Annotated in this window: 26 protein-coding genes and 3 pseudogenes; 15 read left to right on the top strand and 14 right to left on the bottom strand. The window is 73.1% G+C overall.

The annotated features are described in order from the left end of the window. The first annotated feature begins 53 nt into the window (after positions 1–53). A complete protein-coding gene (locus tag HW130_RS04265; protein WP_177148141.1) occupies positions 54–1889 on the top strand; it encodes a SpoIIE family protein phosphatase in 1836 nt (611 codons plus the stop codon). Between the two features lie 41 nt (positions 1890–1930). Here the strand turns inward: HW130_RS04265 and HW130_RS04260 are convergent, their stop codons facing one another. The 6 genes from HW130_RS04260 to HW130_RS04235 all read right to left on the bottom strand — a co-directional run bounded on the left by HW130_RS04260 (position 1931) and on the right by HW130_RS04235 (position 6532). Continuing rightward, a complete protein-coding gene (locus HW130_RS04260; protein WP_177148033.1) occupies positions 1931–2743 on the bottom strand; it encodes an SDR family oxidoreductase in 813 nt (270 codons plus the stop codon). A 65-nt stretch (positions 2744–2808) separates the two neighbouring features. Further along, positions 2809–3939: a YihY/virulence factor BrkB family protein gene (locus HW130_RS04255; RefSeq protein WP_256355840.1), complete on the bottom strand. Its 1131-nt coding sequence runs from the start codon at positions 3937–3939 to the stop codon at positions 2809–2811. Then, positions 3939–4247: a DUF3618 domain-containing protein gene (locus HW130_RS04250; RefSeq protein WP_177148032.1), complete on the bottom strand. Its 309-nt coding sequence runs from the start codon at positions 4245–4247 to the stop codon at positions 3939–3941. Before HW130_RS04250 ends, HW130_RS04255 begins: the two co-directional genes overlap by 1 nt. After that, positions 4244–4651 carry a phage holin family protein gene (locus HW130_RS04245; RefSeq protein WP_177148031.1) on the bottom strand — a complete coding sequence of 136 codons (408 nt, stop codon included), beginning with the start codon at positions 4649–4651 and terminating at the stop codon, positions 4244–4246. Before HW130_RS04245 ends, HW130_RS04250 begins: the two co-directional genes overlap by 4 nt. 116 nt (positions 4652–4767) lie before the next feature. Further along, positions 4768–5223: a hypothetical protein gene (locus HW130_RS04240; protein WP_177148030.1), complete on the bottom strand. Its 456-nt coding sequence runs from the start codon at positions 5221–5223 to the stop codon at positions 4768–4770. Positions 5224–5467: 244 nt separating this feature from the next. Then, entirely contained in the window at positions 5468–6532 is a 1065-nt protein-coding gene (locus tag HW130_RS04235) for an AraC family transcriptional regulator (RefSeq protein ID WP_177148029.1), read from the bottom strand. Positions 6533–6707: 175 nt separating this feature from the next. Here HW130_RS04235 and HW130_RS04230 point away from each other — a divergent pair, with 175 nt between their 5' ends. Both HW130_RS04230 and HW130_RS04225 read left to right on the top strand, forming a co-directional pair. Next, the gene (locus HW130_RS04230; RefSeq protein WP_177148028.1) at positions 6708–8786 is read left to right on the top strand and encodes a neutral/alkaline ceramidase; all 2079 of its coding nucleotides are present in this window, start codon (positions 6708–6710) and stop codon (positions 8784–8786) included. Between the two features lie 72 nt (positions 8787–8858). Beyond that, complete coding sequence (locus tag HW130_RS04225) at positions 8859–9257, top strand: DUF1992 domain-containing protein (RefSeq protein ID WP_177148027.1); 399 nt, start codon at positions 8859–8861, stop codon at positions 9255–9257. Between the two features lie 56 nt (positions 9258–9313). Here the strand turns inward: HW130_RS04225 and tgmB are convergent, their stop codons facing one another. Together tgmB and tgmA are read right to left on the bottom strand one after the other, a co-directional pair. Next, the gene (gene tgmB, locus HW130_RS04220; RefSeq protein WP_177148026.1) at positions 9314–10243 is read right to left on the bottom strand and encodes an ATP-grasp ribosomal peptide maturase; all 930 of its coding nucleotides are present in this window, start codon (positions 10241–10243) and stop codon (positions 9314–9316) included. Positions 10244–10258: 15 nt separating this feature from the next. Next, positions 10259–10450, bottom strand: a complete 192-nt coding sequence (gene tgmA, locus HW130_RS04215; protein WP_177148025.1) for a putative ATP-grasp-modified RiPP — start codon at positions 10448–10450, stop codon at positions 10259–10261. 574 nt (positions 10451–11024) lie between these two features. Here tgmA and HW130_RS04210 point away from each other — a divergent pair. The 3 genes and pseudogenes from HW130_RS04210 to HW130_RS04205 all read left to right on the top strand — a co-directional run bounded on the left by HW130_RS04210 (position 11025) and on the right by HW130_RS04205 (position 13419). Further along, positions 11025–11540 (top strand): DUF664 domain-containing protein, encoded by a 516-nt coding sequence (locus HW130_RS04210; protein ID WP_177148024.1) that lies wholly within the window; start codon positions 11025–11027, stop codon positions 11538–11540. Between the two features lie 14 nt (positions 11541–11554). After that, a pseudogene (locus HW130_RS35630) lies at positions 11555–11830 on the top strand (alpha/beta hydrolase); the annotation flags it as partial. A 110-nt stretch (positions 11831–11940) separates the two neighbouring features. Next, positions 11941–13419, top strand: a complete 1479-nt coding sequence (locus tag HW130_RS04205; protein ID WP_177148023.1) for a glutamate--cysteine ligase — start codon at positions 11941–11943, stop codon at positions 13417–13419. 159 nt (positions 13420–13578) lie between these two features. Here HW130_RS04205 and HW130_RS04200 read toward each other — a convergent pair whose 3' ends face one another. Further along, positions 13579–13770, bottom strand: a complete 192-nt coding sequence (locus HW130_RS04200) for a DUF6381 family protein (RefSeq protein WP_177148022.1) — start codon at positions 13768–13770, stop codon at positions 13579–13581. 213 nt (positions 13771–13983) lie between these two features. Here HW130_RS04200 and HW130_RS04195 point away from each other — a divergent pair, with 213 nt between their 5' ends. After that, complete coding sequence (locus HW130_RS04195) at positions 13984–14838, top strand: trypsin-like serine protease (RefSeq protein ID WP_177148021.1); 855 nt, start codon at positions 13984–13986, stop codon at positions 14836–14838. A gap of 85 nt (positions 14839–14923) precedes the next feature. Here the strand turns inward: HW130_RS04195 and HW130_RS04190 are convergent, their stop codons facing one another. Further along, entirely contained in the window at positions 14924–16483 is a 1560-nt protein-coding gene (locus tag HW130_RS04190) for a glycerol-3-phosphate dehydrogenase/oxidase (protein ID WP_177148020.1), read from the bottom strand. After that, a complete protein-coding gene (locus HW130_RS04185) occupies positions 16480–17079 on the bottom strand; it encodes a TetR/AcrR family transcriptional regulator (RefSeq protein ID WP_177148019.1) in 600 nt (199 codons plus the stop codon). The genes HW130_RS04190 and HW130_RS04185 overlap by 4 nt, the downstream gene beginning before the upstream one ends. 72 nt (positions 17080–17151) lie before the next feature. Between HW130_RS04185 and HW130_RS04180 the strand changes: the two genes are divergently transcribed. Genes HW130_RS04180 through HW130_RS04170 form a run of 3 tightly spaced genes read left to right on the top strand, consistent with a single transcriptional unit; the run spans position 17152 to position 20035 of the window. Further along, positions 17152–18747 (top strand): FAD-binding oxidoreductase, encoded by a 1596-nt coding sequence (locus HW130_RS04180; RefSeq protein WP_177148018.1) that lies wholly within the window; start codon positions 17152–17154, stop codon positions 18745–18747. A 29-nt stretch (positions 18748–18776) separates the two neighbouring features. Continuing rightward, the gene (locus tag HW130_RS04175) at positions 18777–19682 is read left to right on the top strand and encodes a diacylglycerol kinase family protein (RefSeq protein ID WP_177148017.1); all 906 of its coding nucleotides are present in this window, start codon (positions 18777–18779) and stop codon (positions 19680–19682) included. Positions 19683–19714: 32 nt separating this feature from the next. Next, on the top strand, positions 19715–20035 hold the full coding sequence (locus tag HW130_RS04170) for a hypothetical protein (protein WP_177148016.1): 321 nt from the start codon (positions 19715–19717) through the stop codon (positions 20033–20035). 57 nt (positions 20036–20092) lie between these two features. On the opposite strand, the pseudogene HW130_RS04165 reads toward HW130_RS04170, so the two are convergent. Further along, positions 20093–20980: pseudogene (locus HW130_RS04165) on the bottom strand (GTP-binding protein); the annotation flags it as partial. Between the two features lie 118 nt (positions 20981–21098). Between HW130_RS04165 and HW130_RS04160 the strand changes: the two are divergent. After that, positions 21099–22613: a helix-turn-helix transcriptional regulator gene (locus HW130_RS04160; RefSeq protein WP_177148014.1), complete on the top strand. Its 1515-nt coding sequence runs from the start codon at positions 21099–21101 to the stop codon at positions 22611–22613. Between the two features lie 197 nt (positions 22614–22810). After that, a complete protein-coding gene (locus HW130_RS04155; RefSeq protein WP_309140315.1) occupies positions 22811–23446 on the top strand; it encodes a class I SAM-dependent methyltransferase in 636 nt (211 codons plus the stop codon). Positions 23447–23497: 51 nt separating this feature from the next. Here HW130_RS04155 and HW130_RS35625 read toward each other — a convergent pair. Together HW130_RS35625 and HW130_RS04150 are read right to left on the bottom strand one after the other, a co-directional pair. Further along, positions 23498–23769 (bottom strand): annotated as a pseudogene (locus HW130_RS35625) (hypothetical protein); the annotation flags it as partial. Positions 23770–23820: 51 nt separating this feature from the next. Then, positions 23821–24534, bottom strand: coding sequence for a UdgX family uracil-DNA binding protein (locus tag HW130_RS04150; protein WP_375256506.1), 714 nt, complete (start codon positions 24532–24534; stop codon positions 23821–23823). 164 nt (positions 24535–24698) lie between these two features. Here HW130_RS04150 and HW130_RS04145 point away from each other — a divergent pair, with 164 nt between their 5' ends. The 3 genes from HW130_RS04145 to HW130_RS04135 all read left to right on the top strand — a co-directional run bounded on the left by HW130_RS04145 (position 24699) and on the right by HW130_RS04135 (position 26258). Beyond that, positions 24699–24929 carry a DUF6480 family protein gene (locus HW130_RS04145; protein ID WP_177148011.1) on the top strand — a complete coding sequence of 77 codons (231 nt, stop codon included), beginning with the start codon at positions 24699–24701 and terminating at the stop codon, positions 24927–24929. A 102-nt stretch (positions 24930–25031) separates the two neighbouring features. After that, a complete protein-coding gene (locus tag HW130_RS04140) occupies positions 25032–25577 on the top strand; it encodes a DUF5709 domain-containing protein (protein WP_177148010.1) in 546 nt (181 codons plus the stop codon). 9 nt (positions 25578–25586) lie between these two features. After that, complete coding sequence (locus tag HW130_RS04135; RefSeq protein ID WP_177148009.1) at positions 25587–26258, top strand: phosphoribosyltransferase; 672 nt, start codon at positions 25587–25589, stop codon at positions 26256–26258. The last annotated feature ends 78 nt before the right edge of the window (positions 26259–26336 follow it).

Below are 26336 nucleotides of genomic sequence, written 5' to 3'. Positions count from 1 at the left end.
ACCGAAAGCGGTGACGCGTGCAATTCACACCCGCCGACGGCACCGGCAGGGCGATGAACAGCCCGGACCGGCTTCCGGCGCCCTCGTTCCTCAAGGCGGTGTTCGACGCCCTGGGCGCGGGGATCTACGTCACGGACGCCGAGGGCCGCATCACGGCGGCCAACCCCTGGGCAGAGCGGATCGTGGGGCGCTCCGAGGAGGAGACGGTCGGGCACGACCTGCACGACCTGCTCCACCGCGACGCCGACGGCAGGCCTACCCCCCGTGAGACGTGCCGGATCCTCGACGTGCTGGCCGACGGCCGGCCGGCCGAGGGGAGCGACGACCACTACCTCCGCGCGGACGGCACGGTGACACCGATCATCTGGGCGGCGACCGCCCTGATGCACGAGGACCGGGTGGACGGTGCCGTGATCGTCTTCCACGACTTCACCCTCCACAGGGAGGCGGCCGAACGGACCGCGGCGCATCTGGCCGCGCTGGAGGAGCTGACGGGCCGGCTGAGCACCGTGGCAGGCATCTCGACCGTGCTCATCTCCACGCTGGACTTCGACGAGATGCTGCACCGGCTCGTACGACTGATCGTGCCCGAACTCGGCGACTGGGCAGCGGCCGACCTGCTCACCGGCGAAGAGACCCAGGTGGCGCGGCGCCTCGCCGTCCACAGCCGGCACGACCCCGAGAGCGCGCGCTCCCTGGAGGGCCCCCTGCCGCCGCTGCCGCAGACGTCGGCCGGGGCTCTGACGCGGGTCCTGCGCCACGCGGAGTACGTTCTCCTCGACGCCGGCGATCTGAGCGGCGAACCGGACTCCGCCTTCGGGCGGGCCCACCGTGAGCTTTTCCACCGCCTCGGCGGCCACTCGGCCGCCGTCGTGCCGCTGTACTCGCGCCGCAAGGTCTACGGTGCGCTCACCGTCGCCCGGACCGCCGGCTCACCGGCGTACACGGAAGCGGATCTGATGGTGCTGGCCGACATCGGCCGCAGGGCCGGGCTGGTCATGGACAACGCCCTCCTGTTCGACCAGCAGCGCCATGTCGCCGAGACCATGCAGCGTCAACTGCTCACCCCGCTGCCGCAGATCAACCGCCTGCGGATGGCGGCCCGCTACTGGCCGGCGCAGAGCGCCGCGGAGATCGGCGGCGACTGGTACGACTCGTTCCTCCTCGCCGACGGCGTGACCACGATGGTCATCGGCGACGTCGCCGGGCACGACCTCAAGGCGGCCGCGCACATGGCCGAGGTCCGCAACATGCTGCGCGCCCTGGCCTGGGACCGGCAGGAGCCGCCCAGCCTCATCATGCGCCGACTGGACGAGGCCATGACCCACACCAGTGACGCCCCGATGGCCACGGCGATCTTCGCCCGCATCGAGGGGTCGTCGGGCGGGCCGTGGCGGATGCACTGGGTCAACGCGGGGCACCCGCCGCCGTTGCTGGTGACCGCCGACGGCCGGGCCCGTTTCCTCGAGGAGGGCCACGGGCCGCTGCTGGGGATGAGTTCCGCACTGCACCTCGGCCTCGGCTGGCCCGACGCGCGCGTGGAACTCCCGCCGCTGTCCACCCTGTTGCTCTACACCGACGGGCTGGTCGAGAGCCGCTCGCGGCCCATCGACACCGGACTCGCGCTGCTGCGGCGGCACGCCTCCACGCTCGCGCACCTCGATGTGGAGGACTTCTGCGACGAGTTGCTCGACCGCATCGAACCGAGCGGCGACGACGTCGCCCTGCTCGCCCTGCGCCTGCCGGCCGCGGGAGAGGGGGCGGGCGACGAGGAGCCGCTGCCGGCGCGCCCCGCGCACAGTCCCGCCGCCGACAACCGGGCGGCGCCGGGTTCCCGTGTCGAGCACACGCCGGTGCGCAACGCCTCCGACGAGGTGCGGGACGCCTGACGCTCCCGCGCGGCGCACACGGCCTCGTGCACCGGACGGGTTCAGGGCCGCCGCCAGTCGTCCTCGCGCAGGTGGGAGCCGGCCATCGGGCCCATGCGCAGCATCCCGCCGTCGACCGACCACGACGCACCGGTGACGTAGGACGCGTCCGGGCCGGCCAGGAAGGCGATGACCGCCGCCACCTCGCGGGCGTCGCCCGGGCGGCGCAGGGGGATGCCCGGCCGTTCGGCCCGCCGCACGTCGGCGTCCTCCTGGCCGGTCATGGGGGTCGCGATCTCCCCGGGGGCCACGGCGTTCACCGTGATGCCGTGCTCGGCGAGTTCGAGCGCCATGACCTGTGTCAGCAGGCCGAGTCCGCCCTTGGCGGCGCAGTAGGGGGCGGCTCCGACGCGCGGCTGGTGCTCGTGGACGGAGGTGACGTTCACGATCCGGCCGCCGTCGCCCTGCGTGATCATCCGGCGCGCGGCGTGCTGACCGCACAGGAACGGTCCGATGAGGTCGACGTCGACGACCTGGCGCACGGTTTCCAGGTCGAGTTCCAGGAAGGGAGTGGCGGTTCCCGTTCCGGCGTTGTTGACGAGGACGTCCACGCGGCCGAGTTCCTCGGCCAGGTCGTCCACCACCCCGGCGGCCTCGGGCAGTCGAGTCAGGTCCATGCGGGCCACGGCCGCCTTGCGGCCGTGTGCGCGCACCTCGTCCGCGGTCGACTCGCCGCCTTCGCGGTCGGTGTGGAAGGTGATGCCGATGTCCATGCCGGCCGCGGCGAGACGGACGGCGGTGGCACGGCCGATGCCGGAGTCGGCGCCCGTCACGATGGCGACCGGGGTGGGGTGCTGTTCCTGGTGGGTGCTCATGGCACTCTCCGTCGCTGGCGTACCGTCGCGGGCACGGGTGGCCGTCGCACGCGGCACAGGGCCGGTCAGGTCGCGCGCCGTCGGTCCTCGTCGCTCCACTTGCGGGTGTCGCGCGGCTCGACATACGGCTCGTCGGCGGGCGGATGCCCGCCCGCGATGGCCCGTTGCCTGCTCATCTCCGCGTCGAACTCCAGGCCCAGCAGAATCGCGAGGTTGGTGATCCACAGCCACACCAGGAAGACGATCACCCCGGCGAGGGTGCCGTAGGTCTTGTTGTACGAGCCGAAGTTGGCGACGTAGACGGCGAAGCCCGCCGAGGCGAGTATCCAGATCACCACGGCGAGGAAGCTGCCGGGGGTGACCCAGAAGAAGCCGCGGCCCCGCGCGTTCGGTGCGGCCCAGTACAGCAGGGCGATCATCAGGGAGACCAGCACGACCAGGACCGGCCATTTCGCGATCGACCACACCGTCATGGCGGTGTCACCGATCCCGAACGCCGCCCCCACCTGGCGGGCGATGCCTCCGCTGAGGATCACGATCAGCGCGCTCACGCACGCCAGGACCATCAGTGCGACCGTCACCCCCACGCGCACGGGAAGGATCTTCCAGGCCGGGCGGCCCTCGGGCATGTCGTAGACCGCGTTGGAGGAGCGGATGAAGGCGGCCACGTAACCGGAGGCGGACCAGAGGGCTCCCAGCAGACCGACGACGGCCAGCACCGACCCGGTGCCGCCGCTGCCCTGCAGTTGTGTGACCGCGTTGGTGATCACGTCGCGGGCGGCACCCGGAGCGAGCTGCTGCAGGTTGTCCACAACCTTCTGCGTGGCGCTCGCTCCGGCGATCCCGAGCAGGGAGACGAGGACGAGAAGGGCCGGGAAGAGGGCGAGCACCCCGTAATAGGTCAGTGCCGCCGCGCGGTCCGCGAGTTCGTCGTCCTTGAACTCCTTCAGCGTCCGGCGCAGCACTTGCCCCCAGGAGCGCTTCGGCAGCTGGGTGGGCGTATCGGGAGCGCTCGGCCCGGTCTCCTGCGTCCCCTCGGCGCCGGGGCGCGTGCCCTCGGCGGCGGGGCGCGTGCCGTCGTCGCCGGGCCGGTCGGGCCGGGTTGCCGCGGCCGTGGGGTCCGCGTCGCCGCGCGGTGCGGCGGCGGGGGGCGGGTGCCCGTGGGCCCCACGGCGGCGGTGGGTCAGGCGCGACATCACCCGTGCCACCTTCGCCGCGCCAGCATCAGCAGCACCAGAACCGCGGCCGCGCCGACGGCGAGCGACGCCGCCTTGCCACGCGGCGATCCGACGGTGGCGGCGACCTGCTCCTTGGCGTGCCCGGTCTTCTCCGCCATGTGTTGCTTCGCCTCGGTCGCGGACCGGCGGGCCCGTGCCTTCACGTCCGTCCTGGCGGCCAGTTCCTCCACGGTCCGGCCCAGTTCCTCACGGGAGTGTTCCACCTCGGCCCGCAGTTCCTGCAGCCCGGGCCTGCCCCCGTCGTGGGAGGCGCGTGTGCCGCTCATCGGTGTGCCCTTCCCTTGATCTCCTGCATGTCGGCCCGCATGCTGTCGATCGTCTGCCGCGGCGCCGGCGGAGTCGCCTGCTTGATGTTCTTCCTGCCCGCGGCCGCGAGGACCGCTGCGACGAGGAAGAGGACAGCGGCCACGATGAGCGCGGACGCCCACCAGGGCAGCACGAACGCAAGCGCGATGATCGCTGCCGCGACCAGAGCCTGCAGGCCGAGCACGGCGACGAGTCCGGCGCCGCCGAACAGCCTGCCGGCCTTCCCGAGGCGCTTGCCCTTCTGTGTCATCTCCGCCTGTGCGAGGCGCATCTCCGCGCGCACCAGCTGCGAGATCTGCTGGGACGCGTCGGAGACCAGTGCGCCTATCGGCTCTTCGGCCCTGGTCCGATAGGTCTGGCTCACGGATCCTCACCGCCTTCCGGCTCGTGGCACCGTCCACTTCGTGGGCACCACCCCGGGTACCCAGGTCGGACGCCGCCACGCACGCGGGTCCGACGGGGGCCGGCACGCCGGCGTGGTCAGTCGGGCAGTGCGGTGTGGTCGGGGTGATGAGGAGTCCTGCGGCGTTCCTTCATCTCCGCCTCGTACAGGTGGTCGCGGCCTTCCGCGAGCCGGTTGCGCACCTGGAGTTCGACCTCGGCGAAGGGGCGGTAGTACGTGGCGTTGTACGCCTCGACGATCTGGTACGTCCAGTGGCCGGGGATCACGTTGCGGCCCAGGATCTCCCGCTCGACCAGGTCGGCCTCGCGGTCGTGCCCGGCTTCGCGGAGCAGCCGTACAGCGTCGTCGAGGCCGAGGTCCGCCCGGCCGGTCAGCTGGTGGAACGCGTAGAGGTGGCCCCGGGCCCGTTCCGTGGTCTCCAGCGACTTCGACAGGACGCCGAGTGCCTCCACCGTCGTGTCGCCGATACCCGGCGGGCGCAGGTGCATGGGGTCGGGTCCGTCGTGGTCCGCGCTGCCTCGGCCTGTGCTCATGGTCGCCCGCTCCCCACGCTCGCTGCTGTTCTCCGCGGTGTTCTCCGTCTCCTGCCACGGAGGCGTTTCATACGGTATGCGACGAAAAGTCACGCGGAGTGCGCTTGCCGCGCTTCCCGTGACTTTTGGGGGAGGCTGTCGCGCCGGGCCGGGGAGTCCTGACAGCCGCCCGCCGGTCCGTCCGGTGAATCCGGCGGCCCGGGTGCCGGACCGGAAGTACCCGCATGCGCGCGTGCCGGGGCCGTCACGACCTGCGCTGCGGGCAGCGTGTGCCGCGCAGCGCGGAGGGGCTGGTGCCGAACCAGCGTGCCACCGCGCGGCGCAGCGTCCGGGCGTCGCTGAAGCCGAGCAGGCCCGCGATGTTGTGCAGCGGGAGGTCGCTTCCCGTGATCAACTCCTCGGCGCGGACGAGGCGTACGGAGTCGACCAGCGCCTCGTACGACGTGCCGTGCTCGGCGAGGCGGCGTCGCAGGGTCCGTTCGCTCATGCCCCTGGCGAGCGCCTGCTGCGCGAGCGGCGGCACATGGGGCAGGCCGCGGGCCACGGAGACCTCGAGGCCCTGCACCAGGTCCTGGCGGTCGCGGCCCTGCGCACGGGCCGCGTCGAGGAGGGCGATCACCTGGGCGAGGGTGTAGGCGTCGGCACCCGGCAGCGGCGTGCGCAGCCAGTCGCCGCCGAAGACGATCCGGTCGTCGGGGGCGTCGAAGACGACGGGGCAGCGGAAGTAGTCCTCGTACGCGTCGCCGTACGGCGGGCGGGGGTGGTGTACGGCGACGGTGTGCGGTGCGAAGGTCTCGTCCAGGGAGTCCCGGACGAGGGCGACGATGCCGGCGAAGGCCTTCTCCAGCAGGAACGCCCGCAGTTCGGAGTCCGTGTAGCGGGCCGTGGCCAGGATCGCGGCGCCGTCGGGCACGGTCCGCGTGCGGTAGTCGAGCATGGACCCGGTGACGCCGTGGTGGCGGACGCCCAGTTCGAGGGCGTCGTGGAGGGTGGGGCTGGCTTGCAGCCCGAGACCGACGAGGCCCCAGGCGGTGGCGCGCTGGCGGCGGCCGACGGCGAGGCCCAGAGCGGGGTCGTCGAGGTCCCGCATGGCCTCGCGTATGACCGAGCTGCCCTGCCGGTAGGAGATGCGCTGGCCGACGGCGCTGAGGGCGGCCTCGCTGAGGCCGGCGCGGCGCAGGGGCGGGCCGAGGTCGTGGCCGCGTTCGGCGGCGACGAGGGTGAGGTAGCGCAGCAGGTGCGGCGTGATCGTCGCCGATCCGTACCGCGGGTCGGTCAGGAACCGGGCCTGCGCAGCCTGACGCTTCATGCGGTCGCACCTCCGGGCCGTCACTGTAGGGACCGCGGCGGGTCGGGGACAGGGTCCGTGGCCGACGAAGTCCCGTTACTGGCCGGTCGGGTCCTGTCCCCCGGGCCGCCGCGCCCCTTACCGTCGGTCACACCCGTGATCACACGCACCGTTACCCATCTGCGAGGGAGTAGGCATGCGGTTCCCCACGACGCGCTGCAGGGCGGTGTCCCTGCTGCTCGCCGGATCACTCGGCGCTCTGACCCTGGCGGCGGTGCCGGGCGCCGTGCCCGCCGGTGCGGTCCCGGGGCCGGACAGGACGGCCCAGGACGGCGGCGGCTACCTCGTCGGCCGCGGGATCGCCGATGTGACCGGCGAGGCCGCCGAAGTGGGCATGATGGGCTACTCCAGCTTCGAGCAGAAGGCGACCGGGATCCATCAGCGGCAGCGCTCACGGGCGTTCGTCGTCGCCGACCCGGCGAGCGGCAGCCGGATCGTCTACGTCAACGCCGATCTCGGCATGATCTTCCAGTCGGTGCACCAAGGGGTGCTCGCGCGTCTGAAGCAGCGGTACGGCTCTCTCTACACCGAGCGCAACGTGCTGCTGTCGGCCACGCACACCCACGCCGGTTCCGGCGGGCACTCCCACCACATCGCGTACAACCTGGCGTCGCTCGGCTTCCAGAAGGACACGTACCAGGCGATCGTGGACGGCATCGTCGAGTCGGTGGCCGAGGCCCACGAGGACCTGCGGCCGGGGTCGATCACGCTGGGCCGGGGCGAGCTGACGAACGCGAGCGTCAACCGCTCCAAGGTGGCGTTCGACAGGAATCCCGCGGCCGACAGGGCGGCGTTCCCCGGCGCGATCGACCCGGCGATGACGGTGCTGCGGTTCCGGCAGGGCGGCGGCGACATCGGCGCGATCAGCTGGTTCGCCACCCACAACACCTCGCTGACCAACAAGAACACCCTGCTCAGCCCGGACAACAAGGGCTACGCGTCCTACGAGTGGGAGCACGACGAGAAGGGCGTGCGCTACCTGGAGGAGACGAAGGGGTTCGTCGCCGCGTTCCCCAACACCAATGCCGGTGACATGTCGCCGAATCTGCATCTGAAACCCGGCTCGGGCCCGACGGAGGACGAGTTCGAGAACACCCGGATCATCGGCGACCGCCAGTTCACCCGGGCGCGGCAGATCCACGACGCCGCCCGCACCCCGCTGACCGGCAGCGTGGACGCGCGGTTGCGGTACGTGAACATGGAGGAGGTGACCGTCTCGGGCAAGTACACCCCGGACGGCAGGGAGCACCGCACCTGCCCGGCGATGGTCGGCGCCTCGACCCTGGCGGGAAGTGTGGAGGACGGCCCCGCGATCCCCGGGTTCACCGAGGGCATGAACAGTCCCGTCGCCGCGCTGCTGGAGCCGCTGCGCATCGAACCGCCCGAGTGGCTGGTGGGCTGCCAGTACCCGAAGGCCGACCTGGTGCCCACGGGTCTGATCTCCGCGGCCGTACCGGCGACTCCGAAGGTCCTGCCCGTGCAGATCGTCAAGATCGGGCAGCTCTACCTGCTGGCCGGACCGGCGGAGTACACGATCGTGTCCGGGCTGCGCATCCGCCGGTCGGTCGCCGAGGAGCTCGGCGTACCGGTGGAGAACGTCCTGATGCAGGGCTACGCGAACGCCTACAGCCAGTACGTGACGACGCCGGAGGAGTACGACCTCCAGCAGTACGAGGGGGGTTCGACGCTCTACGGCCGCTACACGCTGCCCGCCTACCAGCAGGAGTTCAGCAGGCTGGCGGCGTCGCTGAGGGACGGCACGGACACCGGGCGCGGACCGACGCCCCCTGATCTGTCGGACCGACAGATCACCTTGCAGACCGGTGTGGTGATGGACAACCCGCCGTCGGGCAGGGCGTTCGGGGACGTCCTGAGCGAGCCCGCGGCTTCGTACACGCCGGGGGCCACGGTGACGGCGGAGTTCGTGACCGGGCATCCCAAGAACAATCTGCGCCGGGGCGGGACGTTCCTGGAGGTGCAGCGGCTGGTGGACGGGCAGTGGGACCGCGTGCGGGACGACGGCGACTGGGACACCACGTACCGCTGGGTGCGGATCAACGGGGTGACCGGCACCTCGAAGGCCGTGATCACCTGGAAGCCGCCGGCCGGGACCGGGGCAGGGACGTACCGGATCGTGCACCACGGCGACTGGAGGAGCCTGTTCGGCAAGGTCACGGCGTTCACCGGGGCGACGAGGCCGTTCAGCGTCGGCTGACGCGGGAGGCCCACCCGCGGGGCGGACCGGGCGGCCTGTCGTGGGGTCGGGCGGGGGCCGTAGGCTGGTGCCATGACGGAGCGCAAGCCGCCGGGCGTGAGTTTCGAGTCTTTCGTCGACAAGCAGATCCGCGACGCCGCCGAGCGCGGCGAGTTCACGGAGCTGCCCGGTTTCGGCAAGCCCCTGCCGGACGGGGACGCCGGCTACGACGAGCTGTGGTGGATCAAGCGCAAGATGCACCGCGAGGGCCTGTCCGTCCTCCCGCCCTCCCTGGCTCTGCGCAAGGAGGCCGAGGACGCGCTGGAGAAGGCCTCGCGGGCGCCGTCGGAGGCGGCGGTGCGGCGTGTCGTCGCCGAGATCAACGAGAAGATCAGGGCGATGCTGTTGCGTCCGCCGCCGGGACCGCCGCTCGGCCTGAAGCCGTACGACGCGGACGCGGTCGTGGCTGAGTGGCGGCGGGGCCGCTCCTGAGGGCACGCGCGCGGGCCCGGACGGCCGCGTGAGCGGGGCCGGTCCCGCGCCCGTGGTCAGACCGGCTCGGCGCCCAGCCACGAGGCGACGGCGCGGGCTATCGGCTGCCCGGTCTCCAGCTCGACGAAGCCGAACTGACCGCCCTGGTTGCATTCCAGGAACCACCAGGTGCCGTCCGCGTCCTCCGCGAAGTCGAAGGCCCCGTAGGCGAGTTCCGCGTGCTTCTTGTACGTCTCGACGGCTCGAGCGATCTGTACGGGCACCTCCACGGGCTCCCAGGTGTGGCCGGTGTCGCCGAACCGGCCGTCGACCTGGTCGGCGTCGGCGACCTTGCGCGCGGCGAAGTGCTTCTCCCCCACGCTGGTCAGTCGGATGTCGGCACGTTTGGGGATGTAGCGCTGCAGCAGGGTGGGAGCGGCGGCGACGCCGGAGAAGTCGGCGTCCGGCGGCACCAGCGTCGTGGGCAGCGCCATGGGCGGATCGCCCGGTGACTTGCCGGAGACGGACTTCACCACCACCTGCCGGTACTGCTCGGCGAACCGCCTGGCCATGGAGGGGTAGGTGGTCACGAGGGTCGCGGGCACCGGAAAGCCGCACCGGTGGGCGACACGCATCTGCCACGGCTTGCGCCGGGCCTTGGCGGCCGCGCTCGGGTGGTTCATCCAGCGCGCGGCCGTGGAGTCGAGCATGCCGTACAGCGCGTGGCCGCTCTCGTCGGAGAGCCAGGCCGAGGGCTCACCCGCGTGCGCGGCCGGTTCGCCCGGCCTGCGGACCCACACCGACCGCAGCCCGTCGACGCTGGCCACACGTCCCCCGGTGGACAGGTAGCCGCGGAACTCCCCCCGTACGTACTCCGCGGACAGGGCGACGTCACCGGGCAGGTCTCCCGGGTCGAACCGCACGAGCGGCACGCCCTGTTCGTGAAGTTCCGCCACCACCAGGTCCGCGGTGACGTCCTGCTCGCACGTCAGCACCAACACCGTCACGGCGCGCAGTCCGGCTCAGTCGTCGAAGTGGGTCGCGGAGCCCGCCTTGGACGTCGTCGTCCCGGCGGCGGCGAGCAGGGCCCGGTCCGAGATGGCCGGGCGCCCGTCGGGCAGGACGTTCAGCTGGAGTGCGGAGTCGTACGAGTAGGCGGCCAGGGCCGGGGCCGGTTCGGCGGGGCGTGCGTAGTTCCACGCGAACGGTTTCATGTGCTGCTTCCTCCCCTGCCCGCGCGGTGCCGCCGGGCTGCTCATGTGACAGTACGTGGCGAAGCCGTCATGGTCTCAACACATAGAGTGACATTGTGAATGTTCTTCACCGAAAAACCTTCGGATCCGAACGCGACCGGCGGCGACATGTCCCCGCCGGAAGCATTCAGACAGACGCGTCACTCGCCTCAGGGGTTTCAAGTTTTGGCCATGACGTGACGCAGATGACACGGCAATAGGCCCAAAGTACCGTAAGGGCCGCGCGGTTGAGAGAGGCGCGTCGCAGCCTTCCCTCAACAGCGGGGCTCCTGACCATTTGTCAACCCTCCATGGCCGAACCGCCATTCGTCGTGCGGTAGATCGCGTGATGTGCGAACGCGTACGCCGCCCCGTGATCCGCCGGCGCCTTCGCGACCGCGCGGGGGCGCGCCCCGCTCCGCTGCGATGTCCCGCCAGGACCAGCCCCGGTCAGGGGGCAGGTGTCAACCTCGACCGACACCGGTGCGGGAACGTGTCGGACGTCCGGCCGGGCCCCACGATGGGCAGAGGGGCAGTCGACCGGAGGAGACAGACGATGAGAACCGCCGACCTGCTGGCAGACGCGTTCGGGCGCGTGCGCGAGGTGGTCCACGAGGCCGTGGAGGGACTCGTGGCCGAGGACCTGGCCGCCCGCCTGGACGAGGGGGGCAACTCCGTCGCCTGGCTCGTGTGGCACCTGGCGCGCATCCAGGACGACCACGTGGCCGACGCCGCCGACCGGGAGCAGGTGTGGACGTCGCAGGACTGGGCGGGCAGATTCGCCCTGCCGTTCCCCGATGCCGCCACGGGGTACGGGCACACCGCAAAGGACGTCGCCGCCGTACGCCCCGACTCCGCCGGCCTGCTGCTGGGCTACTACGACGCGGTCCACGAGGAGACCCTGCGTTTCGTGCGCACCCTCGACGACGCGGAGCTCGACCGGGTGGTCGACACCTCATGGAACCCGCCCGTCACGCTGGGCGTGCGCCTCGTCAGTGTGATCTCCGACGACCTCCAGCACGCCGGGCAGGCGGCGTTCGTCCGCGGCAGTCTCGGCCGGTGCCGCACCTGACGGCGCCGCGTGGTGCGGCGGCGCCCTGGGGATCGCCGTTCTTCCGCCTGGTCGGCGGGCGCGCGAGCGTCTTCGAGCGGCTGCCGCCCCCGCTGCGCCGGGCCCTGGTCCGCGAGTACGTGGCGTCCGCCGGCTCCCCGGGGCCGCATCCGGCCACCCTCGGCCGGCTGGTCGAGCCGTGGACCGGCGACGCGGGCCGGGCCGCGTTCTACCGCCAGATCGCCCGGGCCGATCAGCGCTGGACCGACGAGATCGAGCGCCGCTGCGGTTCCGTCGCCGTGGTCACGCTCCGTCCCCTCGCGTCGTGTCCACCGTGGGCGGCGGCCGCCTCACTGGTCGCCGCCGCCCACAGGTGTCACGCTGGGACCGTGGTCTGTGCCCGACGATCCCGGGAGGGCCGATGGGGCGTGACGTCCCGGCGCTGGTCTTCACCCGCGAGGACCGCCGCCGCTACCGGAACAAGATGCAGGCGTGTCTGGACACGTTCGCGCAGATGCTGCGCGCGGCGAACTTCGAGTTCGAGCGGCCGCAGGTGGGTCTGGAGATCGAGCTGAACCTGGTCGACGAGACCGGGGAACCCGCGATGCGCAGCACCGACGTCCTGGAGGCCATCGCGGATCCGGCGTGGTCGAGCGAGCTGGGCCGCTTCAATCTGGAGATCAACATCTCGCCCCGCAGGCTGACGGCCGGCGGGCCGGACTCCTGGGAGCAGGAAATCCGGGGGGCCCTGAACCACGCCGAACAGCGCGCCTCGGAGGTCGGGGCGCACCTGGCCATGATCGGCATCCTGCCGACGCTGCGCCGCAAGGACGTCGGCGAGGCGGCCCTGTCCGAGAACCCCCGCTACCGGCTGCTCAACGAGCAGGTCTTCGCCGCGCGCGGCGAGGATCTGCGCATCGAGGTGGACGGCATCGAGCGGCTGCGCACCTACGCGGACACGATCACTCCCGAGGCGGCGTGCACGAGTACCCAGTTCCACCTGCAGGTCGCCCCGGAGGAGTTCCCGGCCTACTGGAACGCGGCGCAGGCCATCGCCGGTGTGCAGGTGGGGCTGGCCGCGAACTCCCCGTTCCTGTTCGGCAAGGAGCTCTGGCGCGAGACCCGCATCCCGCTGTTCGAGCAGGCGACGGACACCCGCCCGGAGGAGATCAAGGTGCAGGGCGTACGGCCCCGGGTGTGGTTCGGCGAGCGCTGGATCAACAGCGTCTTCGACCTCTTCGAGGAGAACGTGCGCTACTTCCCCGCCCTGCTGCCGGTGTGCGACGAAGAGGACCCGCGGGAGACGCTCGAGGGCGGCGACATCCCGGAGCTGTCCGAGCTGACCCTGCACAACGGCACGATCTACCGGTGGAACCGCCCCATCTACGCCGTCGACCACGGCAAGCCGCACCTGCGGATCGAGAACCGGGTGCTGCCCGCGGGACCGACGGTGGCCGACATCCTCGCCAACGGCGCCTTCTACTACGGGCTGACGCGCGCACTCGTGGACGAGGAGCGGCCGGTGTGGTCGCGGATGTCGTTCCAGGCCGCGGAGGACAATCTGCACGCGGCGGCCCGGCACGGGATCGACGCCCGGCTGTACTGGCCGGGCATGGGTGAAGTGCCGGTCGCCGAGCTGGTGTTGCGCAGGCTGCTGCCGCTCGCGCACCGTGGTCTGGAGGCTTCGGGCATGGACGCGCCGTGGCGGGAGCCGCTGCTCGGCATCATCGAGCAGCGCTGCGTGACCGGCCGCAACGGTGCCGTGTGGCAGGCGGAGACGTTCCACCACATCGACCGGACCAGCAGGGTCGACCACCACGAGGCGCTGCGGCTGATGACGCGGCAGTACATCGACTACATGCACCTCAACGCTCCCGTCCACACCTGGCCGGTCGACTGACCGCCAGTCGGTGCTCGGGTGGGCGCGCTCGTCCTGTCCCGCCTTCGGCGGTGACGGCGCCGTACGGCTGGGCGGGCGGGCGCGCGGAGGGGCCGGGGCGCTCTCGGGCGCCCCGGCCCCTCGTACGACGGGTGCCGCCGCGGCGTGCGGCGCTGTCCGTCACACGTCGGGGTATATGTCCCCGGTGCTCATGCCGGACTCCTGCTCCGACTGGGCCTGCAGCCGCTGGGCCTTCTCCTTCAGCCGCTCACGCTCCTTGGGATCGCTGCTGCGCTCCGCGGCCGCGTTCAGTTCCTTCGCCTTCTCCCGCATCTGCCGGATCCGGCCGCGGGACTCGTCCGAAACGCTCATGATCACTCCTCGTGTTCCGATTGAGCGGGTGTCCTCAGCGAATCAGTGCTCGTGACCGAGCGCATCTCGGAGCCGTCCGGGGCGGCCGTTCCCCGGTGGCACCGGCCTCTTGCCGCGGCGCCCTGGGCACGCTTCACTGTCGATCACCCCACAGGAGAATCCCCGTTCACCCACACCGAAGGGTCCGACTTGACTGCCCTGCCCCTACGTCCGATGGCCGTCACCGCTGCGGCCTGCGCCGTCGTGCTCGCCGCGGCCCTGCCGTCGTCGGCGATCAACTCGTACAACGCGACGCCCGCGCCCGAGCGCACCGAGGTCGGTGCGCTGGTCGCCACCTGGGACGCCGACGACGATCCGGCGACCCCGGACCGCGTCGACTGGGTCTGCTCCGGCACCATGATCGACAAGGACACGTTCCTGACCGCCGCCCACTGCACCACCGACTGGCCAGGGAACGTGAAGTTCTACGTCTCCCTCGACCAGGACGTGCAGGCCGGCCTCGACAGGGCCGCCGCCCAGCACCCGGGCGACCCCGCCGCCGTGGCGCGTGCCGTCGGAGTCCAGGGCACCGCCCACAACCACCCGGAGTATCCGGGGCCGGCCTCCGACACCCGCGACATATCGGTGATCCAGCTGTCCGCCGCCCAGGTCAAGGCGCGCTGGTCGTTCACTCCGGCCTCGCTGCCGGCGGCCGGTGCGCTCGACGCGGCCGGCCCGCAGGGCCTGAACGACACCCCGTTCGTCGTCGCCGGTTACGGCACCGAGGAGTCCCGGCGCGGTCCCGGCGGCCACACCCACCCGGGCGGCGGCGTCCGCATGAAGGCCCCGGTCACCTTCGACGCGCTGAACGACGCCTGGGTGCGCCTGGCCATGACCGCGCCGCAGGGCAACGGCGGTGCGTGCTACGGCGATTCGGGCGGACCGAACTTCGCCACGCTGGGCGGGAAGTGGACTCTCGTCTCCACGACGATCACGGGCGACTCGCCGTGCTACGCGACGAACGTGACGTACCGTCTGGACACCCCGGGAGCCCGGGCCTTCCTGGCCCCGTTCACGCAGCTCCCGTAGCGGCACAGGGCCCCGGGGACGGGGCGTGAGCGTGGTGGGGCGCCCTTGCGGCGCCCCACCACACGTGTTCGGCGGAGGCACGCGGTCAGGAGCTGCGGGCCAGCGCGTCGCGGGCGGCCTCCTGCGCGGCGTGCCGGTCTTCGGCCACCAGGCCGATGCGGGTCCGGCGGTCGAGGAGATCGGATGCGTCGAGGGCCCCTTCGTGGCGGACCGCCCAGACGAGTTCGGCGCCGGTGACGGGGTGGCCGGGGATCACCGGCCGCGCCAGGGACGGGTCCTCCAGGCCGAGGGCGTGGACGGCCGGCGCCTCGGAGCCGTACCGGCGGACGAGGCGGCGGGGCGCGTCCAGCTGCGCGAGGGCGCTGGGGTGGTCGGCTCCGACGAGCGGGACGGCGGTGGTGCGGCAGGGGCCGCATCGCAGCCCGCGCGCGAGGACGGCCGCGTCGACGGCGTCCTGCGCCATGCGCCGGTACGTGGTGAGTTTGCCGCCGACGACGGTGACGACGCCGTCGGGCGAGGTGAGGACCGCGTGCTTGCGGGAGATGTCGGCGGTCCGGCCCGGCCCGCCGTCCGTGTCGAGCAGGGGGCGCAGGCCGGCGAACGCGCCCACGACGTCGTCGCGGCCGACGGTGACGTCGAGGGCGGAGCCGAGGACGTCAAGGAGGAAGCCGATGTCCGTCTCGGGCACCTTGGGCACGTCGGGGACGCTGCCCTCCACCGGTTCGTCGGTGAGGCCGACGTACACCCGGCCGTCGCCCTGCGGCAGGACGAGGACGAAGCGGTTGGTCTCGCCGGGGATCGGGATGTGCATGCCGGCGGCGAGGCCGCCCAGGTCGTCCGAGCGCAGCACGAGGTGGGTGCCGCGGGAGGGGCGCAGCCGGATGTCGTCGACGAGTCCCCCGGCCCAGACCCCGGCCGCGTTGATCACGGTGCGCGCGCGGACGCGCAGGTCCTCGCCGGTGGTCTCGTCGCGGACGAGCGCGCCGTTGCCGGTGAGCGCGAGCGCGCGCACGCGGGTGAGGACACGGGCGCCGTGGGCGGCGGCGGTGCGGGCGATCGCGCTCACCAGGCGGGCGTCGTCGGTGAGTTGACCGTCCCAGGACAGCAGTCCGCCGCGCAGGCCGGTGGCGCGCAGGGCGGGTGCCATGTGCCGGGTCTCCACCGTCGACAGGACGCGCGGTGCGGGCAGGGTGGCGCGTGCGGTGCGGGCGGAGGCGCGCAGCAGGTCGCCGGCCCGGAAGCCGGCCCAGGCGAGCGCGGCCTGGCCGCGGCTGACCAGGGGGGTGAGCGGCAGGACGAAGGGCTGGGCGCGGACCAGGTGGGGGGCGGTGCGTTCCATGAGGACGCCGCGTTCGACGGCGCTCTCGTGCGCGACGTCGAGCTGACCGCTGGCGAGGTACCGCAACCCGCCGTGGATGAGCTTGGAACTCCAGCGCGACGTGCCGAAGGCGAGGTCGTGCGCGTCGACGGCGGCCACGGTGAGGCCGCGCGAGGCGGCGTCGAGGGCGGCTCCGGCTCCGGTGGCGCCGAGGCCGACGACGAGGACGTCGACCTCGGCGCCGTCGGCGAGTTCCGCGAGCTCCCTGTGCCGCCGTGCGGCGTTGAGGGACGAGGCGGGCAGGGCGGGGCTGCTGGGGCGGGTCATGGGGTGAGGGTCCTCTCCAGTACGGTCCGCAGCTCGCCGAGGAAGGCGGTGTCGCTCAGTTCGGGGTCGCCCTCCTCGGTCATCGTGCGCAGTGAGAGCACGAAGGACTGGACGACGAGCAGCAGTGAGCGGGCCTGCAGGTCGGTGTGCACGCGGCGGACGGATCCGTCCTCGTGGCCCTGGGCGAGCGCCGTCGTGAGGAGGCCGAGCAGGGCGTCCTGGCTGGCTCCGCGGCGGTCGATGACGTAGGGCAGCAGCAGTTCCGGGTCCACGTCGAGGATCTTGTGGAACAGAGGGTGTGCGCGGAACGCGGCGACCCCCGCCACGAGCCCGTCGACGATGCGCGCCCGCACGGGCGTGTCCGCCACGGGGTCGGGCATGGCGCCGACGGCGAGGGCGATCCACTCACGGGTCATCAGGTCGCCGACGAGCGTGCGCACGTCCGGCCAGCGGCGGTACAGCGTCATCCGGGACACCCCGGCGCGCCGGGCCACGTCGGTCAGGGTCGTGCGGCGTACGCCGACGGCGAGGACACAGTCGCGTGCGGCGTCCAGCACGGCGTCCGCGTCCGCATGGTTGTGACGAATGGGCGTCATCTGTCACAGTGTAATGCAGTGCCGGCCGCGCGGCAGTGCACCCCTGCGAAACCGACGGTGAGGAAGACCGAAGTGGACATGTTGTGGAGCGGCTGGGGCGACCCGGCCAAGGCGGCCCCGCTGCCCGGCACGGTGATCGGACTGCTGCGCGATCTGCTCGGCGTCACGCCCCGCGAGAACGGCCCCGCGTCGCTCGACGCCATCGAGGTGCCGGTCTCCCCGCTCCCGGACGGCGCCCGCGAGGCGCTGGCCGCCTGCGTCGGCGGCGACGCGTACGTGCGCCAGGACGCCGAGAGCCGCATCCGGCACACCCGGGGCAAGTCCACCCCCGACCTCCTGCGCATCCGCGCCGGCGAGGCCGACGACACACCGGCCGCGGTCCTGCTGCCGGGCAGCCACGACGAGGTGCTGGCCGTGCTGCGCGCCTGCGCCGAACACGGTCTGTCCGCGGTGCCGTTCGGCGGCGGCACGTCCGTCGTCGGCGGACTCGCGCCCGAGGCGAAGCGGCCGTTCGTCGCGCTCGACCTGCGCCGGCTCGACGGGCTCGTCGCCCTCGACGAGGTCTCCCGCACCGCCACCGTCCAGCCGGGTCTGCGCGGCCCGCAGTGCGAGGCGCTGCTCAACGAGCGGGGCTGGACCCTCGGCCACTTCCCGCAGTCGTTCGAGTGGGCGACCGTCGGCGGCTTCGCCGCTGCGCGCTCCAGCGGCCAGGCGTCGGCCGGATACGGCCGCTTCGACGAGATGGTCCTCGGCCTCACGCTCGCCACTCCGCAGGGCACGCTGGAGACCGGCCGTGCGCCCCGCTCGGCGGCCGGCCCGGACCTGCGGCAGCTGGTCCTCGGCTCCGAGGGCGCGTTCGGCGTGATCACCGCGGTGGCGGTCCGCATCCGGCCCCTGCCGCAAAGGCGCGTCTACGAGGGCTGGCGCTTCGCCACGTTCGAGGCGGGAGCGGCCGCACTGCGCCGGCTCGCGCAGGACGGGCCGCGGCCCACCGTGCTGCGCCTGTCGGACGAGACCGAGACGTTCATCGGCCTGGCCCAGCCGGACGCCATCGGCACCGCCGAGGCCCCGCAGGGGGCGGGCTGCATGGCGATCGCCGGCTACGAGGGCACCGAGGAGGACACCGCGGCGCGACGCGCGGCGGCCCGGGAGGTCCTGCTCGCCTGCGGCGGCGAGTTCGCCGGCGAGGAGCCGGGCGAGCGCTGGGAGCACGGCCGGTACAACGCCCCGTACCTGCGCGACGCGCTGCTGGACGCCGGGGCGTTCGCCGAGACGCTGGAGACGGCCGCGTTCTGGTCAGCCGTGCCCGGGCTGTACGCGGCGGTGCGCCAGGCCGTCACCGGCACACTGACCGAGGCGGGCACCCCGCCGCTGGTCATGTGCCACATCTCGCACGTGTACGAGAACGGCGCCTCGCTCTACTTCACCGTCGTCTCCGCACAGGGTGACGAACCGGTCGCCCACTGGGAGCGGGCGAAGCGGGCGGCCAACGACGCGATCCTGGCGGCGGGCGGCACCATCAGCCACCACCACGGCGTGGGCACCGACCACCGCGACTGGTACACCTCGGAGATCGGGCCGGTGGGCGTCCGCATGCTCCAGGCCGTCAAGGCCGAGATCGACCCGGCCGGAGTCCTCAGCCCCGGCGTCCTCATCCCCGTCCGCTGACCCGTTCCCGCCGTCCGGAGGCGCCATCCATGCGACAGTTCACCGCCGTCGTCAACCCGACCGCAGGCGGTTCCAGCGGTACGGCCGCCCTGCTTCCCCTGTCCCGGCTCCTGCGGGAGGCGGGCGCGCGGCTCGACACCCTGTACAGCCGCAGCCTCGACCACGCCCGGGAACTCGCCCGGCAGGCCGGTGCGCAGGGCCATGTGGTCCTCGCCGTCGGCGGTGACGGGATGGCGGGCTGCATCGGAGGGGCGCTCAGCGGCACGGACACCGTGTTCGGCCTGGTCCCGGCCGGCCGCGGCAACGACTTCGCCCGCGCCCTGGGCCTGCCCGCCGACGCCCCGCGGCTCGCGGAGGTGCTGCTGCGGGGCGAGGTCCGGGCCGTGGACACCATCGAGGTCGAATCGGCCGTGCACGCCGGGATCTCCGTCCTGGGCAGCGTGTACGCCGGGGTCGACGCCGTCGCCAACCGGCACGCCAACACCTCCCGGCTGCTGCGCGGAGCGGCGTCGTACTACGCGGGCGGGCTGCGGGCGGTCATGGCATGGCGGCCCGCCTCGTACCGGATCACGATCGACAAAGTCGTGCACGAGCGCCGCGGCTACACGGTGGTGGCGGCCAACTCCGGCTTCTACGGCTTCGGCAGACAGATCGCGCCGGGTGCTCGGCTGGACGACGGCGTGCTGGACGTGGTGGTGATCCAGGACGCCCCGAAACGGTTGTTCTTCACGATGATGAACGAGCTGAAGACCGGGGCGCACGTGGCGCGGCCCCAGGTGGAGATCCTGCGGGGCAAGGAGATCCGCATCGAGGCGGACCGCCCGCTCCCGTACGGCGCGGACGGGGAGGTCGACGCGGTGCTGCCGGTGACGGCGAGGGTGCAGCCGGGAGCGCTCCACATCCTGTGCGGAAAAACAGTCCTGCCGCGCCAGTAGCGATCAAGCGGGAACAGTGTGACGTTGGAGGCATGAGCTGGGCATCCTGGACTACTCCTGGCGTGTACTCGGGCCGTGGCGGCGTGCTCACCGAGGAGGTCGGTGTCGTCTCGGGCGACCTCACCGTGCACACCACCTGGGTCGACGGCGAGGCGTCCGTGACCGTGCAGTACACCGGCGCGGCCGACTGGTTCACGGTGTCGGGAAGTCCGGCGCCGTGCCCGTCGGAGGCCGCGAGCCGCGACCTGCACGACGCGGTGATCGCGGCGGTGCGCGGTCCCACGACCGCGACGGTGCCCGCCGTGCCGCAGGCGTCGCCCGGGGCGGCGGCTGACGCGGCCGGTGCGGGGTGACGCGGTGTCCGGTCGGGCACCGTGGAGGACGGCGCGGATGCGGCACAGCGCGCGCCGTCACCGGTGGTCGTCGCGGGCTCCGGTGCGGCGCACCACGCGCAGGAGGTACTTCCGGCGGTCCAGCGGGGCGTGGTCGGAGCGGGGCCGGCGGGGAGGCGGGCCCTGGAGCGGGCGGTAGCGGGCGAAAGAGCTCTCCAGCACGCCCTCGCAACTGGTCAGCCACGGCAGTCGGCGCTCCACTCCGTGCACGGACGCGGCGGGCAGTTCGCCCTCGATCACGTACCAGGAGCCCTTGAGGGCCGACGTCCGCGGGACGGCGCGCAGCCGCGTCAGCACAGGCAGTACGGCGCCGAACACGTCCGCGGGGATCTCCAGGCGGAAGTCGTGCATCGGCTCGTGGACCTCGGTGCCCGCCTGCCGGAGCGCGCTCGTCAGGACCAGCGGGGTGAGGTTGCGGAAGTCACCGGCCGTGCTGGACATGCTCTTGTCGAAGACGGCGTGTGCATGGCTCTGGCGCGGCGCGTAGCCCGAGTGCGTCAGGGTCAGGACGCAGTCCGGGACCTCGCAGCCGTGGAGCCCCTGGCGCAGGGTCTCCCTGGCCGTCTCCTCGACAGCCTTGATGAACGCGTACGGCATCGAGCCCAGTTCGACCTCCAGCCTGAACTCCACGCCCGAGCCCGCGGGCGCCGGTTCGGCCCGCAGACCGACCGTGGCGAGGAAGGGATTCGGGTCGACCTTCAGGAACTCCGCGGCGGCGCCCGCCCCCACGAGGCGTTCCACATGGATCGTCGTCGTCTCGCGGAAGTCGACGTCGAGGCCGAAGTCGTCGGCCAGGGTGGCCTGGACGACCTCCTTCTGCACCTCGCCGTAGAGCGACACCGAGATCTCCTGGCGCCGTTCGTCCCGGCGCAGGCCGATCAGCGGGTCCTGCTCGGCGAGCCGTCGAATAAGTTCCGGAGCGTCACCTGCCCGGCGCACACGGGGAACCGTTCCACCCCGGCTGACGTGGGGCTTCCGTAGTGGGGTGAAACGCCTCCCGGGCGGACCGACTGGAGGACCGAGAGTGACGGACACACCGAGAGGAGCGTCGACCGAGGCTTTCGCACGGCGGCTGCACGAGCTGCGCGGCGGGTCGGGGCGCTCGTACGGGGCGTTGGCACGGCGCGTGGGTGTCGGCACGGCGACGCTGTACCGCTACTGCTCGGGGCAGACGGTCCCGTTGGACTTCGCGCCGGTGGAACGGCTGGCGCGGCTGTGCGGTTGCGGACGTGACGAACTGGCGGAGCTGCACCGGCTGTGGGTCCTGGCGGATGCTGACCGCGGGGTACGCGGGGAGGCCGGCGCAACGGAGCCGGAGGCGGCCGCCGACGGGGGCCCGGGGGCGGTGGCGAGCGCCGCCCGTGCGACGGGCACGTCACGTGAGCCGTCCGTCGGGGCCGAAGTGTGCGCGGCCGCCGGCGCACCCCCTGAGGCGGCTCGCGTCCCTGACGCGTCCGCGGAACGCCCGGCCGGCGCCGCTCCCGTCGACGGCGCATCGCCGGAGGCCACCGCCGTCCCCGCTGCGCCCCTGGCCGGCGCCGCTCCCGGCGAGCAGGAGGCCCCGGAGGTGCCACGGCCCGCCGGGGCGACGCGAGTGCCGCGGCGCTCCCGTCGCCCCGTCCTCGTCGGCGCGTCCGCCGCAGCGCTCTTCCTGCTCGCCGTGCTCACCGTGCTGGTCGGCTTCCGCGACCTCACCCCCGGCTCCGGCGACGACGCCCCCACGGCCTCCCGCGGGCCGGGCGGGGAACCGGCCGTCTCCCCGCCGTCGGTCCGCCCCCGTACCTCCCCGCCCGGTCCTCCGTCGGCCACGGAGTCCCAGACCGCCGGTCCGCGTCCTCGCTCCGGCGACGCGAGCGGTCGGCCCGGCGCGGCGGCTCCCGGGCGCACGGGCGGTGCGCCCACCACCGGGACGCCGTTCGCCTGGACCGTCGACGACCACGTCTGGCGCAACGGCTGCGACCACACGTATCTGCTGGACCGCGACCCCGCCACCGCGCCGCCGCCGCCCGTGCAGGCCGACGCGGCGTCATGGGCCACGTCGCTGGGCGCGGTTCACGGGGGCGAGACGCAGGTGCGCATCACGGTACGAGGCAGGGGCGCCGAAGCCGTCGTGCTGGAGTCGCTGCACGTGCGCGTGGTGGAACGCCGGGCCCCGCCCGAGCAGGGCGCGTTCCGCACGAGTTCCGGATGCGGAGGAGCACTGACGCCGCGTCTGTTCGACGTCGATCTCGACGCGTCCCGCCCCGTGGCGCGCCCGGTGCCCGGCAACGACTCCGGGGAGCCGATTCCGGCCGTGTCGTTCCCGTACACCGTCTCCTCCTCCGATCCGGAGTCGCTGCTCGTCAGCGGCCGTACGGCCGGGTGCGACTGCGACTGGTACCTGGAACTGCGGTGGAGCAGCGGTGAACGCGGCGGCACGGTACGGATCGACGACGGCGGCAGGCCGTTCCGTACGAGCGGCGTGCGGGGACGCCCCGTCCACGACTACGACTACGGGCAGGGCCGTTGGGTGGTGGCGTCCGACGACGACTCGGGCTGAGCCGGAAGCGGCTCGGCTCTCCGGGAGCGGGCCGGCCACCGGTTTTTGCGGAGTCGGCAAGCTTCTTTGCCCCCCGCTCGGCGCGGGCGGAGTATCGCCGGTGGAACGGAGGTACGAGGCATGACGGCATGCGCAGAAGAGACGGGACCGCTGGGTCTTCCGGCACGGCACAGCGCGAGGACGAGGAGCACACACCGGTGATCGAGAGCGATGAGGGGGGCGCGGAGTTCTGGGACGCCCGCTACAGCGAGAGCGAGCGGATCTGGAGCGGCGATCCGAACACCGCGCTCGTCCGTGAAGTCGCCGGTCTGCGGCCCGGCACCGCGCTCGACCTGGGATGCGGCGAGGGCGCCGACACGATCTGGCTCGCGCAGCGCGGCTGGCGGGTGACGGCGACCGACATCTCCGCCGTCGCGCTGGAACGCGCGACCCGTCACGCAGAGGAGGCGGGGGTCGCCGACGCCGTCGAGTGGCAGCGGGCGGACCTCTCCGTGTCGTTCCCGGACGGGGAGTTCGACCTGGTCTCGGCCCACTACCTGCACTCCCCCGGCGACCTGCCGCGCGAGGAGATCCTGCGCAGGGCGGCCTCGACGGTCGCTGCCGGAGGTGTGCTGCTGATCGTCGGACACGCGGGGCCCGCCCCGTGGGAGCCCACCGCGCACGAGGGGGTGCCGCTGCCGACGCCGCAGGAGGTTCTCGACGCGCTGGACCTGCCCCCGGGCGGCTGGGAGGTGCAGCGCTGCGAGGAGTTCGAGCGCGCGCAGAACGACCCCGAGGGCCGGCCCGCCACGCGGACCGACAACGTGCTGAGGGTCCGGCGCCTGCCCGCCTGACCGCCGGTGTCGCGGGGCCCGGACTGCTCGGTCCGGGCCCGGGCGCGGCTGTCCCATCAGGACCGCCGCCCCGGTGGCCGCGCCGAGTGCCGCTCCGGCCGCTGTCTGCGGGGTCGTGTGGTGACCGAGGGCGACGCGCGACCGGCACACGGCGAGGGCCGTCGGGCAGGCCGGCCACCACGGCGCGTGGACGGCGGCCGCCGGCGCCACGACCGCGGAGGCGACCGCCGAGTCCACGCCGATCTTCCAGACGGTGTGCACGGTCAACACGACGACGGTCATGGCCCACAGGGGGCGATCATGGCGACGAGCACGCCCCTGGGCCGTCGTAAGCCCCGCCGTCGGGGCCTCGGCCCCCGGGCCCGGCCGGTGTCTCAGGCCAGTACGTCGGCGGCCACGCGCAGATCGGCGAGGAGCCCCTTGTACGCCGTTTCCCGGTCGTCCGCCCGCAGGACCGCCGAAGGATGGACGGTGGCGATGACGCAGCCCTCGGCGGCCGCCCGCTCGGGCGGCATCACCTTCTCCCCGGACACGTCGACCTGCCCCAGCCCGTCCCAGGGCGGCATGGGCAGCAGCAGGCCGCGCTGCTCGCTCACCCGGAACGTGCCGCCGAGCAGTGCCTTGCCCGCGGTCGCGCCGAGGGCCATCACGAGGTCGGGGTCCACCACGCGCAGTTCGGCGGCGAGCCAGGGGCGGCACGCGGTCATCTCCCGCAGGCTGGGAGCCTTGTGGATCCGGCGTTTGCCGCGCTGTGCGGGCTCGAACTTGAAGTGCTTGACGGCGTTCGTGAAGTACGCCGTCCTCTCGTCGATGCCCACTTCCTCCAGGGCCTTGCGCAGCAGCCTGCCCGCCGGGCCGACGAACGGCTCCCCGAGCCGGTCCTCCTGGTCGCCCGGCTGTTCTCCGACGATCACGACCCTGGCCGAAGAGGTCCCCGCGCCGAACACGGTGCCGGTCGCGTTGCGGAAAAGGGGGCAGCCCTCGCAGCCGGCGGCGGCACGCCGCAGCGTCGGCAGACCGCCGCGCCGCGGCACGAACGGCTCGGCGTCGTAGCCCTCCCCCGGCCTCTGCTCTTCACTGGTGGTCACCGCTCTCGCCTCCCGCCGTGCGGGGTTCGTGGTCCTTGTCGCCCGGTTACCCCTCCGGACCCGCCGTACTCGCGCGGACACCCGGTACCGACAGGCGGCGAGGATTCCGGCGAGCGATCCGAATCCGGGCTGTTGATCCGGGCGATTGCGGGCACTCGCCCCGTATGAAGAGCAACAGCCCAGACCCCGATCCACGCACCACCCCAGGTCTCGAACCCGGAGGCGGAGTGCCCCCGGGCGAGACCCCGCCCGCGGAGACGAGCGCCGGCTCCGGCGCCGGGCCGCGGGAAGACCTCACACGCGGCTGGACGAAGGGACCGCTGTTCATCATCGGCATCGTGGTGGTCCTGTGCGCGGCGTTCTTCCTCGCGTTCGCGCTCGTCATGCTGCTGTGAGGGCATGACCGGCAGCGGGACCTCCGAAGACCCGCGTATCCGTCCGAGAGTCCCGGGCACGGGAACGACGGCGCCCGGGACCGGCCGAGAAGGGAGTGCGCCATGTCCGAAAGCACCGAACAGGGCGACCGGGCCCGGGACGACGAGGCCCGCGGCGACGACGTGTACCAGCCCACGCACTCGGACGCGCAGAACCGCCCGAGCGATGAGCTCGACATGCAGAACGTGATCGGCGAGCGCGACCTGGACGACATGATGGCCGAGGGCTACTCCCCGCCGGAGCGACCCCTCGCCGTCGGCCGGTACGGCACCACGGGCGAGGAGCAGCAGGCCGGCGAGACGCTGGACCAGCGCCTCGCCCAGGAGACGCCGGACGTGGCTCCGCCCGAGGGCAACGGCATCGGCGACCAGGTGGGCGGCGACGGTGAACCGGTGGACGAACTGGCCGGTGAGGAACGGGCCGGACGGCTGGCTCCCGCCGAGGATCCCTCGCCGCGCAGGCCCAGCGACGTGGTCGCCCGTGACGTCGGTATCGACGGCGGTGCGGCCTCCGCCGAGGAGGCGGCCATGCACGTCACGTCCGACGACCGGCTGGGCGCCGACGAGGAACCGGGAGCCGGTGACGAGCCGGGAGCCGGGCGGGAGTGAGGCACACTCATGCGTTTCCATGATCGCAGGGCAGCCGGACGGGAACTGGCGGCGCTGCTGGTCGAGAGACTGCGGGAGGAGCGGCTGCGCGCCCCCTTCGTCCTGGCGCTGCCGCGCGGCGGGGTGCCGGTGGCGGACGAGGTCGCCCGGGCGCTCGGCGCACCGCTCGACGTCGTCGTGGCCCGCAAGATCGGTGCGCCGTTCAATCCGGAGCTCGGGGTCGGTGCGCTGGCGGGCGAGGACCCTCCGCTGTACGACGCGCGGACCATGGCCATGCTCGATCTGACCGCCGACCGCCTGGGCGCGCAGGTCGCGGCGGAACGTACGGAGCTGCACCGGCGCGAGGATCTCTACCGGGGCAAGCGGCCCGCACCCGCCCTGCACAACCGCACGGCAGTCGTCGTCGACGACGGACTGGCCACGGGCGTGACCGCGCGGGCCGCGGTGCGCGCCGTGCGGGGCATGGACCCCGCGGAGATCGTGCTCGCGGTGCCGGTCTGCGCGACGGAGCCCGCCGCCGTGCTCAGGGCCGAGGTCGACGACCTCGTGTGCCTGTACACGCCGGAGGCGTTCCACTCGGTCGGCCAGTGGTACGAGGACTTCGGCCAGGTAGGCGACGAGGAAGTGATCGGCATCCTGCGGGCCGCGGCGTCCGCGGGTCCGCCGGCGTCCGCACGGTGACGGCCGGAGCGACCGAGGCCGGCGGCCGTCCGCCCCCGGCCGATGCCATGGAGGGGTTTTTCGCGGCGTGAGCCGGAG

The organism is Streptomyces sp. PKU-EA00015, from assembly GCF_013387495.1.
In the GTDB taxonomy this organism is placed as follows: domain Bacteria; phylum Actinomycetota; class Actinomycetes; order Streptomycetales; family Streptomycetaceae; genus Streptomyces.
Note: the sequence above shows the minus strand (reverse complement) of the source record. Positions and strands in the feature narration are given on the sequence as shown.